The organism is Gibbsiella quercinecans (genome assembly GCF_002291425.1).
In the GTDB taxonomy this organism is placed as follows: domain Bacteria; phylum Pseudomonadota; class Gammaproteobacteria; order Enterobacterales; family Enterobacteriaceae; genus Gibbsiella; species Gibbsiella quercinecans.
The window spans coordinates 3686685-3700631 of record NZ_CP014136.1 but is presented as its reverse complement, the minus strand read 5'-3'; the positions used below and the strand labels follow the sequence as shown (position 1 = coordinate 3700631).

Genomic DNA, 13947 nt, shown 5'->3' with positions numbered 1-13947 from the left:
CCTACCCTTCCGCCGGCAGCAGGCGCTCGGCCAATCCGCTGCGGCGCTGGGTCGGCGTATTGATGGCGCTCAGCAAAACCTTGTCCACCGCATAGAGAGAAAGCTGGCTGCGCGCGCGCGTGATGGCGGTATACACCAGCTCGCGCGTTAATACCGGCAGCATATGGTTCGGCAACACCAACAACGTGTGATCAAACTCCGAGCCTTGCGATTTATGCACCGTCATCGCGTAGGCTGTTTCATGCGCCGGCAGGCGGCTTGGCTGCACCGATTTGATACTGCCGTCCGGCAGTGGGAAGTGCACGCGCAGCTCGCTACTGCCCGGTTCTGACAACGCAATGCCGATATCACCGTTAAACAACCCCAGCGTGCTGTCGTTGCGGCCAATCATGATCGGGCGGCCCGGGTACCAACGCCCTAGGCTGCCGCTGGGCCGGTTAATCGCCCCCGCACGCTGCAGCCCGGCTTCAATCCGCTCATTTAACCCCACAACGCCAAACGGCCCTTCACGCAATGCACACAACACTTGAAAACGGCCGAAGGCTTCCAGGGTTTGCCCGGCATCCGCCCCGGCGGCCATCTGCGCCAGGTAGTCACGGTAGCCCGCCACGCAGGCGGCCAACAGCGCCTGATAATCGGCGGTTTCCGCCAGCGGATAGCCGTGAAGATCGCCAAAGCGGCCATCCAGCGCCGCCAATGCCGCTTTGCCGTCGCCGGCGTTGACGGCAAACGCCAGTTGCCCAATACCCGAACCGGCATCAAAGCGGTAACTTTTGCGCAGCAGGCACAGGCTATCGCGCACCGCCGCGCTGCCTGCGTTATCCTGCCCAGGTACCACGTAACCGGTCAACCGGGCCAGTTGGCTCGCCCGCGCCGTGCTGTAGCCCTGTTCGGTAAAGCGGCAAATATCGCCCAACACCGCCCCCGCCTCCACCGACGCCAACTGATCGCGATCGCCAAGAAAAATCACCCGCGCATGGGCGGGCAAGGCGGCGATCAGGCGCGCCATCATCGGCAAATCCACCATTGAGGCTTCATCCACCACCAGCACGTCCAGGTGCAGCGGATTGCCGCGGTGGTAACGCATCCGCTGGCTGTTCGGCTGCGCGCCCAGTAAACGGTGCAAGGTGGCGGCCTCCTGCGGGAACAGCGCCTGCTGCGCCGGCGTCAGAGCCAGCTTGCGGCTGGCCCGGCCCAGCGATTCAGTTAACCGCGCAGCCGCTTTACCGGTCGGCGCAGCCAGTTGAATGCGCAAGCGCGCCTCGCCGGCCAACTGCACCAGCGCCGCCAGCAGTTTAGCGACGGTGGTGGTTTTGCCGGTGCCCGGCCCGCCGGATATCACCGCGATCCGGCGCGTGGCGGCCACCGCCGCGGCGATCTTCTGCCAATCCGGCTCCCCAGCGGCGGGGCCAAACAGATGATCGAGAATGTCACGCAGGCGCTGTTCATCCACCGCCGCCGGCACGCTTTCGCTGCCGATAAACGCCGCCACCTCGCCTTCGCTCTGCCACATGCGCTGCAAATACAGGCGCTGGCGCTGCAACACCAGCGGCGTGGCCTGGCTGCCGTCGCTGACCGCAGCCCAGGCGCCCAGGCTTTGCTGCCAGCCTTCAGCCCCCGGCTGCCCAGCCGCCGCCCACAAAGCCTGCGCCAGCGCAGGGAAACGCCCTTCAAACAACAGCGCCGGCTGCAACTGATCCAGCGCCAGGCAAACATGGCCGGCACCGGCCTCTGCGCTCAGGCAAGCAGCGGCCAGCAGGCGATCCGGTTCATCTTCCCCCGCCACAACGCGGGCAAACTGCACGTCCAACGGGCGCAGTGCCCCCAGTTCCACCGCCTGTTCCAGCAGATCGATCATGATTCATTTTCCTCTGCGGCCGGGGCAGCGCCAAACAGGCTATCCATCCCCTCGACCAGTTCCTGCGCCGGGCGGCAGGCAAAAATGCCATTGCCGGGATGCTCAACATCCACACCGCGCAAAAACAGGTAAATAACCCCGCCAAAGTGGCGCTGGTAGCTATAGTCCGGCAGACGGTGGCGCAGATAGCGGTGCAGCGCCAGCGTATAGAGCTGGTATTGCAGATCGTAGCGGTGCTCCGCCATCGCCTGTTCCATTGCCGGCCGCGTATAGGCCGCACTGCTTTCGCCCAGCCAGTTGGATTTGTAATCCAGCAGATAAAACTTGCCCTGCCAGCAGAACACCAGATCGATAAACCCCTTCAGCATCCCCTGCACCTGTTGGAAATCCAACGGCGGGCAGTTGGCGGATAGCGGATCATGGCGTTTTGCCAGCGCGTCCAGATCATGCGCCTGCAACATGCGGCTAATGGGCAGATAAAACTGCAGCTCAGCCTGTTTATGCTGCGGTGCCAGCGCCGCCAGCATAATCCCAGCGTCATTCAGCGGGGTGTTCAGCAACGCCTGTATCCATTGCGCCAGCACCGGCAGCCACTGTTCGTCGATACCGTTCTGCTGCAGTTGTTCCTGTAGCCAGCTCTCATCCAACGGCTGGCTGAAATCCAGGGTTTCAAACAGGCTGTGCAAAAACGTGCCGGGTGCCGCACCGCGCGGGAAGGTGTGCGGGGTAAGCGCTGGCTCAGCCTGTTGCGCTTGCTCGCCGGCCGCATCGATATCCAGGCGCGGCAGCAGCTCCTGCATCAGGCCCGCGCCGTGCTGCTGCAGGCCGGTATAGCTGGTTACGCGCCAATTGTCCTGCACCCGGCGGGAAAAGCGTTTTGCCGCCAGTTCCACCGCCGCATCCTGCTGTGGCTGCCACACCTGTTCATCCGGCGCCTCAACCAGCGAAAGCGCGATATCGTCGCCGGCCAACTGTTGCAGGCAAGTTTGCAGGTAAGCCGCATCCCCGGCGTCGCCCGCCTGCACCAGATAGCCCAGCGCGCTGTGGTGCAGATCGGTTTCCCCCTGCTTTTTACGGCTGCCGTGAATCAGCGGCGCAATCCCGATGCTACAGTGGTAAACCGAACGGGTCAGCGCCACATACAGCAGGCGCAAATCCTCCGCCAGCCGCTCCTCTTCCGCCCATTTTTTGCTGTCTTCATCGGCGTTCAGATCAAGCAACGCCTGGAAATTGCTGCGGTCGTGATACAGAACCTGCTGCTGCAGGCGGAAGTTGCCGACAAACGGCAACCACACCAGCGGGTATTCCAGCCCTTTCGATTTGTGGATGGTGATCACCCGCACCAGGTGGCGATCGCTTTCCAACCGCAGTTGCTGGTTGTCGGACTGGCGGTTCGGCTGCGCAATCTGCTGCGCCAGCCAACGCACCAGCGCATGTTCGCTGTCGAGCTGGGCCGCCGCCTCCTGCAAAAGCTCGCCCAGGTGCAGCACGTCGGTCAGGCGCCGCTCGCCGCCGGGGCTTGCCAGCAGGTTTTCCGCCAAATGGCGCTGCTTCATGATCTCGCGCAGCATCGGCAACACCCCGCGCGCCAGCCAGTGCGTACGGTAGCGGTCAAATTCATTAACCAAGGCGTCCCAGGCGAGTTCATCGCGGTTCAGTGCATCCAGCGCCGGCGCATCCAGCCCCAACAGGCCGGTGGCCATCGCGCTGCGCAAGGTGCGCTCCTGCTCCGGCGCCAGCACCGCCTGCAACAGCCACAGCAAATCTTTGGCCTCTGGCGTATCAAACACGCTGTCCCGGTTCGACAAATAAACCGAAGGAATAGCCAGTTGGCTTAAGGCATCGCGCACCAACGCCGCTTCGGCGCGGCTGCGCACCAGAATAGTAATATCCGATGCCTGCACGGCCCGCCGCTCATCGCCATTGACCAACCAGGCACGGCCGGCCTGCCCGGCGCTTAGCCAGTCGCGGATTTGCGCCGCGCACAGCCGCGCCATGGTTTGTTGGTAATCACTTACCCCCACACCCTCGCCCTGCTGCAGCCAAAACTGCATCGCTGGCTGCGGGCAGGCGTCAAGCTCAAACCCCAGCCCGTGATTCTTCGGCGCCGCCGCCACGTTGATAAAGGGGATCTGGCTGAAAATGAATGGGTTTTCCTGCCGGGTGAACAGCCGGTTAACGCTGCCGACCATCGCCGGGGAGGAGCGCCAGTTGGTCTCAAGCGTATAGTGGGCGCTCACCTCTGAACGGGCGCGCATATAGGTAAAAATGTCGGCGCCGCGGAAGGCATAAATCGCCTGCTTGGGATCGCCAATCAGCAGCAGGCCGCACTCCGGCCGGCCAACGTAAAGGGTTTGAAAGATACGGTATTGCTGCGGATCGGTATCCTGAAATTCATCAATCATCGCCACCGGGTAGCGCTGGCGGATCGCCTGCGCCAGCGCCGCGCCGCCGCGCCCTTGCAGGGCGGCATCCAGGCGGCTAAGCAGATCGTCAAAGCCCAGCTCAGCCCGCTGGCGCTTTTCCTGCTGGATGGAGGTGCGGATCTCACTCAGCGCCCGCGCCATGATTAAGTCACGCAGGGTTAACGGCTCATCAAACAGCGCGTCAATCGCCGTGAACAGCGCATGTCTTGGCGCCTCGCCCTTTTTGGTTTTATCCAACAGCACCGACTGGCGGAACTTTTCCAGCTCCTTCGGCAGTTGGTAATCCTGCGTTTCCAGGCCCGCCCATTCGCTGACCTTGCCGAGCCAGTTAGGCAAATACCGTGCGCTGTAGCTACGTTTATCAACGCCAGAGGCAACGATCAGCACTTCGATCTCCCCGGCGGCCGCTTGCCAGTGGCTTTTCACGGCGTCAATGCGCGCGACAATCTGCGCATGGCGCATCAGCACGGTCTCATCGGCCGGCGGCGGCTGTCGCAGCGCCGGCGCTTCACCGTGCAGGAAGCCGGCCAGATCGGCCAGCAGCGCCTCGGGGCCGCTCCACTCCTGGCTCACCACCCGGGCGATAGCCAACGGCAGCGGGTAGCAGTGGCGGCGCCAGAAGTCCGCACAGGCCTGGCGGCGCAGCGGCAACTCATCCTGCACCAGGGTTTGTTCAAACAGAATGCCGGATTCGAAGGCATTGTGGGTAAGCATTCGCTGACAAAAGCCGTGGATGGTATAAATCGCCGCTTCATCCATTTGCCGCTCGGCCGCCAGCAATTGGGCCGCCGCGTCGGCGTGATCGCCAATCTGCGCCAGCAGTGATGCCATCAGCGGATCGTCACTGTGGCCACGCACGCAGGCGATACGCAGCGTATGGATATTACTGCGGATACGCCCACGCAGCTCTTCGGTCGCCGCTTCGGTGAAGGTCACCACCAGGATTTCTTCAACCGTCAACGGCCGGGGAAACGCCGAGGCTTGCCCCAGGCCAAGCAGCAGGCGCAAATACAGAGCGCCGATGGTAAAGGTTTTGCCCGTCCCCGCCGATGCTTCGATCAGCCGTTCGCCAAACAGCGGCAGCGCCAGCGGATCAAGCGTCTGTGGTGCCGCCGTCATGGCGTAGCCACCTTGCGCGGCAAGGTCTGTTGCAACGCAGACGCGCTGGGGTAAGTTACCCAACCGTCCTGCACCGCATATTCTGCGGCTTGCTGGCCGTTACCGCTGATTTGTGAAAGCACCGCCATGCCCTGCGGCTCAAGCACCGCCCGGTGGAAAAAGTCCGCCAGCGCCGTTGGCGACAGCGTTTTTATCTGCGCGATCAACTTTTCACGGGTATCAAAGGCGAAATTGCCGCGATCAAAATCGTTGCTAACGCGGCCGGCTTCCTCGCTCAGGGTTTGTGGCCGCTGTTTAAGTTCGTTGATCGCGGCCTGTTTATACTGTTCGAATTCCGTCGCACCAATCTCACGCAGACGTTTTTCGGTCTTCAGGTAAAAATCCTGATAGCGCTGATAAAGGTAGCCAGGCTGCTTGCTGTTGCTTTGCAGCAGCAAGCCAATCCCCCACTGGCGCCCAACCGAAATCGGGAAGGCGAATACCGCATAGCCCAGCTGTTCTTCGGTGCGCAGTTGGCTGTAAAACCAGGGCTGAATAATCTGCCCCAGCAGCGAGCTATGCGCCATGCCGGCAACCTCATCGTAGCCGGTCGGCACATAGGCCGCGGCCAACGCCGAGTCGGTGCTGCTGCCCGCACGCTGTAAATTGGCCAACTGTTTATTCACCACCTGCACGTTTTCACCGTGCCACCAGGACACACCGGTGCAGCCCAGGCGGTGTTTCAGCGTTGAGGCCAGCGTATCCACCTGCTGTTTGCTCATGTTGCCCACCACCAATAGTTCGGGGGTAGCATCGACCAGTAGGCTGTTGCGATAAGCGATCACCTCTTCCAGGGTGATGGATTTCAGCAGTTCCCGGCGCGCCTGGCGCTCGGTATAAGGGACGCGGGACAGCGCCTGGATCGGCTGGATAGCCAGCTCAAACGCTTTCCCTTTCTCTGCGGCATCCAGCTTCTCCAGATACCAGGACTTGGCCTGCGCCAGTTGATCCGCCGTCGGGGTAAAGCCGGCATATCCTTCGATTAACGCCGTCAGCAGCTTCGGCAAACGTTGGGTGAAGCCGTTGGCGTTGAACAACAGGCCGTTGTCCGGCGCGGTGGAAAAACTCAACCCGCCGACGGATGCCTGATAGCTCAACTCATCCAGCGCAATACCGGCCAGGTAGTCGGTCAGCGAAAACAGCACCTGGTTGCGCGCCGAATCCATGGTTTTGGCATTGCGGAACGCCACGGTGACATCCGCTTTCGGCTCGTCGGCAAAATAGCGGCTTGGCATATACAACACGCGCAACCCGGGTTGATCCACCACCAGCTCCGGTTTCGTGAACGTGCGCGAAGGTTTGGTCAGCGTAAAATCGTCTGGGATATAAGGGTTCAGCGCCGGCAGAGAAAGGCTGATGCCCTGGCCGAGCTGCTGCCACTGAGCAAAGCGCGACGCCGGGATTTTATCAACTTGGTACGGCGCGCCGACGAAATAGGCGGTTTTGTTATGTGGTTCATCCGGGCTGATAAACCAGACACGGGCATTCTGCGGCGTCATCTCATCCAGGCGGGCGGCAATCGCTTTAGGATCGAAACGGTCGGCCAGATAAGGCGCATCCAGGGTATGCGCAACCGGCACCCGCATCATGGTGTCCACCAGCCATTCAATATATCCCATATCGCGCGTAATGGACGGGTAACGGAAGTCCAGATTCAGCACGTGGGCTATCTCATCAAAATAGCTTTGTTTGATGCCTTCGCTGCGCAGCATCGTCAGGTAGTTGAAAATCGCAGCCACCACTTTGTCGCGCTGCGCCAGCCCCTTATCCGTTAGCGAAACGCTGATGACAAACACCCCGCCGTTGCGATCGACCATCGGATCCGCCCCGGCGTTAATTGCATCGGCCAGCCCTTGCTGCTGCAGCCAGTCAGACAGCGTGTTCTGGCTGCGGTTACCAATCAGGTAACCAATGTAGGTATCTGTTTTGCTGCGAAATTCCGCGCTGTTGTTGTCAATGCGGAACTCCACCTTCAACTGTTTGCGTGGCTGTGCCGGCACATAATGAATAATGATGCCTTTCTGTTCCTGGGTTGCGGCAGGCACGGCGATCGCCGGCACGCTGGCGTTGCGATTGGGCACGCGGCCAAAGGTGCTGCTGGCCAGCGCCGCCAACTGCGGCAATGGCTGATTGCTGTACAACACGCCGACCATCAGGTTCGCCGAATAGTAGCGTTGATAAAACGCCGTCAGCTCATCGTGCAGCTTACTGCCTGGCTTATCCTGCAGCGTCTCCAGGTTGCCGCCGGAAAAGCGGGCGCTGGGATGCGCCGGATTGAGCGTTTCCGCCCCCACCTGCGCCATACGCATACCGTCGCGTGAACGCGCCATGGTCAATTCGGCGTTAACGGCATTGCGCTCTTTGTTGGCGTTTACCGGATCCAATAACGGCGCGGCGAGCGCATCCGCCAGGCGATCGACAGCAGGCTGCAGCGCATCGTTCTCGACCTCCAGATAATAGGCGGTGCGATAAGAGGCTGTGCTCGCATTATGGCTGCCGCCGTGCTTTTTCAGGAACTCGGTGAGGTTTTCCGGATCGGGATAACGCTGGGAGCCCATCAGCACCATGTGTTCCAGATAATGCGCCAACCCAAGCTGGCTATTGGGATCTTCGAGCGATCCCACGGGCAACGCCAGCGCCGCCAGGGATTTCGTCGCCTGCGTATCGGAAACCAGCAGCACCGTCATGCCGTTTGCCAGCGTGATCGCCTGGTACTGGCGCTTATCGTAGGCGCTTTTATGAATGGTTTCCGTCTGCGGCTGCCATCCTTGTTCTGCCCAGGCTAACGGCGCCAAAAACATCACGAATAAGATTAACCCGGCAATGCGAGCCAACTGTTTACGCATATCCAAAATGAACCCCTATGCAAACACCGCCTGCGCCATTCCCTGACGCCAACCGTGCGATAAAAAAATCACCCAAATGCTATGCTCTTTACAACCCGCCATACGTCAAGCCGCCGCGGCGTTAGCGTTTCTGCAACGCGCATTACGTTGGCGAGAGACTTCTTTTACCACTTCCCCCTGACCGGCACCACCGGCCAAAAACTAACCCAGATTGTGCCTGATCACCGGCAAAAGATAACGCTCTGTTTCCGCCAGAATTTCCGCCAGGTGCGCAGGATCCATTTGCCGGAAGACACGCTGAATATAAGGATCTTCCCCTTCTCCCGGAATGCGCTGATCCCCTTGCCACACCTGCAGCAGTTTGACGCGCGCCTTGGCCTGCACCGCCTCATCCCAGTCAATCTGTTGGGTTTCCGGCTGGTAACATTGGCTTAGCCATGCCCAACCGCTTTTATTTAGCAGCATCAATGGCTGGCACATCCCGCGTTGGTAGCCGACGATCAGTTCAGCCAATTGTTGCTGCGCCTCTTCAACCGCTAACGGCGCAAAACGCCAGGCGGTATTTTGGCGCCCGTAGATACGGCTTTCACCATGGCCGCCCGCGCAACAATACACCAGGTGCTCCAGCCATAACAGGATGCCATCGACGGCGGAAAGCGCGGCCGGGCGCCAGCGCAACAGGCCATCGTCCTGCACCTGGTGCAGCCAGCCGTTAATCTGTACCCCGGCAACCTCGATATCCAACTCCAGGCTGGCCCCCTCGCGGCGCTCTTCAGACACCCGCTGCGCCAGTTCAGCCATCTCTTCCTGCTGTTTTTGCCAGTAAATTTCACCAAAGGCGCCATAAGGCAGGCCGCCGCCGGCACGGACCCGTTGATACAAGCGCATGGCGTCTTCCCCATCAATCAGCGCATTCAGCAATTGGCTATTGAACTGATAACGGCTGAGATTATCCAGCGTGAAGGGTTCTTCGTCCGGCAGTTCGGTTTCTTCCAAAATGAAGTTCACGCCAAGGCGCAATTGGAAGAACGCCCGAATCGGGTGGCGATAAAAACGCTGCAGTTGGTCCAGCGAAAGCGCCTGCGACGGCGCCCGTTCGTCCGGCGGCAGCGGTTGGTTAAACGGCGGCAGCGGCGCGCCATGCCCGCCCGCCGCCGGCAGCCATTCGGCGGCATAGCTTTGCCGATCGCTGCCCGGCAGGAAGTTTTCCGAGGCAAACGGCATGCGCGCATGCCAACACAGCAGATGTTCGGCAACCTTGCGCGCGCTGCTATCGGCATCTAGCGTTTCATCCCCGGGCAGATAATAGCTCTGCTGCAGATATTCCAGCAGCTCGGCCACCAGCACCGAAGGATAGCGCTCACTGTTGTCCTGAATGGAACGGCCGATAAAGCTGATATACAATTTTTGCTGCGCGGACAGGATCGCCTCCAGGAACAGATAGCGATCGTCATCACGGCGGCTGCGATCGCCGCGCCGAACCTGCTGCGCCATCAGATCAAACCCTAACGGCGGCAGCGTACGCGGGTAAACGCCGTCATTCATCCCCAGCAGGCAAACCACTTTAAACGGGATGGAACGCATCGGCATCAGCGTGCAGAAATTAATCTGCCCGGCGAGGAAACGCTGGCTGATGCGCTCCTGATCAAGCCGGGCCGCCAGTTCATCACGCAAGAGCGTCAGCGGCACCACATCCGGGTAGCGCGCGGCCTGCCCATAGCCAATCACCTGCTGCCACTGCTGCTCAATCAGCGCCAGCACCACTTCGGTATCGCTGTCGGTGCTGAAGAAAGCGTTCATCAATTGGCGGCAAAGCGGCAACCACTCCGCCAGCGTGCGCGCTTCGCCCAGCCGCAGGCGCCATTGGCTGAGCTGCGCCAGCAGTTCGGCCAACTGGCCCGCCAGTTCCGCCACCAGGCCGCTGGATTCATCATAAGGCAGCACGCCCTGCCAATCCCCTGCGTTGCTGTCCATCGCATAACCCAGCAGCATACGCGTAATGCCAAAGCGCCAGGTATGCTGGCCGGTGGCCGGCAGCGCCAGCTCGCGCACATTGTCGTCGTCCAGCCCCCAACGCACGCCGGACTCCGCCACCCAGTGGCGCAGCAGGCGCAGCCCATCTTCCTGAATGGCGAAGCGCGCCGCCAGCGCAGGCACTTCCAGCAGCGCCAGCACCTGTTCAGCGGTGAAGCGGCTTTGCGGCAGATCCAGCAGCGCGATAAAAGCCTGCAGCACCGGGTGCGCCTCGCGGGCCTTACGGTCGGAAATGGCAAACGGCAGGTAGCGCTCTTGCGCCGCATTGCCGAACACCGCCTGAATGTAGGGGGTATAACTGTCGATATCCGCCACCATCACGATAATATCGCGCGGCGTGAGCTGCGGATCGTCAGCCAGCATGGATAACAGCCGATCGTGCAGCACTTCCACCTCACGCTGCGGGCTGTGGCAGGCGTGCAGGCTGATGGAGCGATCGTCAGGATCCAACAGGCGCTTGCCGTTGCTGGATGCCAAGGCGCTCTGGCTGGTTACGATGACGGCATGGTCTTCAAGCTCCAGCATATCGTGCTGGACCGCATGCAGGAGGTTATCCGGCGCAATATCAACGAAGGCGTCCACTTCCTGCGTGGCTTGCATTTGCGCCAGCAGATACAAGTGATCGCGCCCCAGTTTGCCCCAGGAAGCCAGCAAAGGGTTGCTTAGCTGTTGCTCCCCCTCGGCGTCAAACAGTTGCGCGGCCTGCTCCGGCTGCCGAAATAGCCCCTGTTCCAACGCCTGATGGTAGCGGCGGCGTTTCCGGCTTTGCAGCCGCGCCAGAAAAGCGTAATCCTGAATATCCCCCCAGTAATAGCGGCAGGGGTTGGTGAACATCAGGTGGATATCAATATGTTTGCCCAGCGCCTGTAAGGCATCCAGGTACACCGGCGGCAACGCGGAAATGCCGCAGATGAAGACCCGCGGCGGCAGACCGGGCGGGCACGCATCCGCCTTATCCAGCGCGGAAATAAATCGGTGATACAGGTTGGCGCGGTGCCATTCAGGCTGCTCGAGCGCCCGCGTATACTCGACCAACTTGTTCCACAGCGGCGCCTGCCACTGCTGGGCTTCGGCCAGTTCTTCAACGCGCTCCCCCCGCTCCCAGCGCTCCAGCCACTGGGGGCGATAAACCAGGTATTGGTCGAACAGATCCGCCACGCGGCCGGCCAACTGGTGAATTTTGCGTTTGTCGCCGTCGTCGGTCAGGTAATGCTGCAGCGGCGCAAACGCGGGCTCCGGCAGCAGCTCAGGCAGCAGCCACATCAGCTTCCAGGTCATGGCATCTTTACTGAATGCGCTTTCCTTAGGGATATCGGGCAACACCCGGGTAAACATGTCCCAGATAAAGGATGCCGGCAACGGGAAAGCGATATTCGCGGCGATGCCAAACTGCTCGGCCAACTGCATCTGCAGCCACTGCGCCATGCCGGGGCTTTGCACCAGCACCACTTCCTGCTGGAATGGATCCGCCAGCGGCTCACGGGCGATCAACGCGCAGGTTAACGTCTTGAGCAGATCCAACTGATTGGAATGGTAAACCGTAAACATGAGGCTCCTTAACAGCTTGAGGCCGGCTTAACCGGGCGAGCAAAACCAGCGGCTCAGCGCCGCTTCTTGCCGCAAGGGGGTACGTATCCTGACCACCACCCGCTGGCAGGGCGGATCAACAATAACGCGCTGCATATCAGCCTGCCAGCCCGCGGGCAACGGCGCGGCGTTTTCCGTTTGCCCGCTCGCCGCAACGCTTTCCAACTGCCGGTGCGCCAATGCCCAGGCCTGGCGATACTGCCACTGGCGCTGGAACCCCTGCAATAAAACCTGCTGGTATTGTAACAGGCCCAGCAGCGAAACGGCGAACAGCAACGCCGCCACCAAAACCTCCAGCAGGCTGAACCCGCGTTGCGTTGACGCTCGCCCATTGGCGGGGCAGGCACGCCGATCAGCCATCACAGTCAGCCGCATTCTTTTCCGGGCAAAAATCCAGCCAGCCCCCCGGTTCAGCGCTCAAGAGATCGCCAGCGCCCGGTACCGTTAGCGCATACAGCCAAAACGGTGACACATTGCGCATTTCCCCCATACCGCGCAACACCACGACGCCTTCCCGCGAGGCGGGCCTGGCGCAGGCTTTCAGGTTATCGCTCCCCTGTTGCCGGCAATGCCAGGCACCGGCGCGCAGCTCGGCCTGGGGCCAACGCTGCGTTAAGCCCCAGGCTAACGCAGAGGCCGCCTGATTATAGGCCCGCAGATATTGCTGCTGATCGGCCGCCATCAACAATGCGTTATCCAGTTGCCGCTGCTGCGCCGTCAATAGCATCAGCCCCATGGCTAACAGCAACAGCACCGCCGCCAGCGTGCTGCCCCCCTGTTGGGCCGGCACGTTCATCGCGCCTCCAGAGCGATCGCCCAGCGCATGCTGCGGCGAATGTCGGCGTTAAACGCCGAGCGACCGGTTAATGCCAGCGCCACCTGCGTTTTCCCGCTCATCCCTGGGGTAACCGCCACGGTAAAGGCCTCGATGATAATATCGTCCTGATCAAATACCCGCTCCCAGCCATTGCCGCGGCAGTGGGTTACGCCACGCTGCGTTTCCAGCGCCCCACGGTGCAAGCGGTAGCCAAACTGCTCCGCGTCGCTGCCGCCAGCGTCTTCCCAGCGGCCGTTGCGGTTCAAATCGTAAACAACAATAACGCAGCTGCCGGTGGCTTCGCCTTCGGCATTGCCGATCAGCAATGGCTTACCCGTACATTGGCCCGCGCAAAAACCGGCGCGGCGCAGATCCTTTTCAATACCAAAAGCGATTTGGCGCAGAGTGACTTCCAGGCGATAGTGTTGCCCCAGCGCCAAAGTTTGCTGGCGCAGCAAAGGATAAGTTTTTGCCGCCGCTATCGCAATCAGGCTGCCGAAGGCCATGGCCAGCAACACCTCCGGTAGGGTGAAGCCACCTTCCCGTACTAGCATGAGGTTATTCCTCCGATCGCTACGCCTTCGCTGCATAACCGCAGCCGCCCTTTGGCGGATAGCACCACCCGCACGTTGCCCGCCCCGTTGCCAAGCGTAATGTGCCCAGCCTGGGCATTGTTGCGTAATCCATAGAACCCCATCTCCTTTTGGGTAACGTCCTTAAGCGCCACATCGGGGTGCACGGGAACAAACAGCCAGGCGTTGCCCGGCCGGCACTGCTGCTCACTGCCGCCGCTGCCAATGCACCAGGGATCGCCCTGCCGAAACCACAGCAGCGCCGTGCGGTTGCGCCAATTGGCATCGGCCTGCAACCGGGTAAGAAATGCCAGCAGTTGCTGAGCCGTGTGTTCCAGCCGCAGCACCTGTTGCTGGCGGCGCCACTGGCCAATCCCCCAACCGGTCAATATCGCCACCAGCGCCATAACGGCCAGCAGTTCCAGCAGCGTGAACCCCCGCTGCTGCCGAAGGCTTTCCATCCGTTTGATCTTCATGGGCGTGAGGATACCTGCCCGGCAGCATCAGGGGCAGCGGGTTGTTTTCAGGTTGGGAAAGACATGGCGAAAAGATGTTGCAACCGCCTGGGAAACCGGCCGCTATGCGGCGTGCGCCGCAAAAAACAAGCTATCTGCCTGGCGGCAGCAGGCAAAAAAACAGGGGCGCAACG

The 13947-nt window shown here is 61.1% G+C and carries 8 protein-coding genes; all 8 read right to left on the bottom strand.

Going from position 1 to position 13947, the window contains the following annotated elements:
* Position 1: 1 nt before the first annotated feature.
* Positions 2 to 1858, bottom strand: a complete 1857-nt coding sequence (gene recD / locus ACN28Q_RS17020) for an exodeoxyribonuclease V subunit alpha (protein ID WP_095847423.1) — start codon at positions 1856 to 1858, stop codon at positions 2 to 4.
* Positions 1855 to 5403: an exodeoxyribonuclease V subunit beta gene (gene recB, locus ACN28Q_RS17015; RefSeq protein ID WP_095847422.1), complete on the bottom strand. Its 3549-nt coding sequence runs from the start codon at positions 5401 to 5403 to the stop codon at positions 1855 to 1857. Before recB ends, recD begins: the two co-directional genes overlap by 4 nt.
* Positions 5400 to 8288 carry a pitrilysin gene (gene ptrA, locus ACN28Q_RS17010; RefSeq protein WP_095847421.1) on the bottom strand — a complete coding sequence of 963 codons (2889 nt, stop codon included), beginning with the start codon at positions 8286 to 8288 and terminating at the stop codon, positions 5400 to 5402. The genes recB and ptrA overlap by 4 nt, the downstream gene beginning before the upstream one ends.
* Positions 8289 to 8489: 201 nt before the next feature.
* Entirely contained in the window at positions 8490 to 11870 is a 3381-nt protein-coding gene (gene recC, locus ACN28Q_RS17005; RefSeq protein WP_095847420.1) for an exodeoxyribonuclease V subunit gamma, read from the bottom strand.
* Positions 11871 to 11897: 27 nt separating this feature from the next.
* Complete coding sequence (locus tag ACN28Q_RS17000; RefSeq protein ID WP_413541200.1) at positions 11898 to 12284, bottom strand: prepilin-type N-terminal cleavage/methylation domain-containing protein; 387 nt, start codon at positions 12282 to 12284, stop codon at positions 11898 to 11900.
* On the bottom strand, positions 12262 to 12705 hold the full coding sequence (locus tag ACN28Q_RS16995) for a YgdB family protein (protein WP_095847419.1): 444 nt from the start codon (positions 12703 to 12705) through the stop codon (positions 12262 to 12264). The genes ACN28Q_RS17000 and ACN28Q_RS16995 overlap by 23 nt, the downstream gene beginning before the upstream one ends.
* The gene (locus ACN28Q_RS16990; protein ID WP_095847418.1) at positions 12702 to 13280 is read right to left on the bottom strand and encodes a prepilin peptidase-dependent protein; all 579 of its coding nucleotides are present in this window, start codon (positions 13278 to 13280) and stop codon (positions 12702 to 12704) included. The genes ACN28Q_RS16995 and ACN28Q_RS16990 overlap by 4 nt, the downstream gene beginning before the upstream one ends.
* A complete protein-coding gene (locus ACN28Q_RS16985; RefSeq protein ID WP_095847417.1) occupies positions 13274 to 13774 on the bottom strand; it encodes a prepilin peptidase-dependent protein in 501 nt (166 codons plus the stop codon). The genes ACN28Q_RS16990 and ACN28Q_RS16985 overlap by 7 nt, the downstream gene beginning before the upstream one ends.
* Positions 13775 to 13947: the final 173 nt, after the last annotated feature.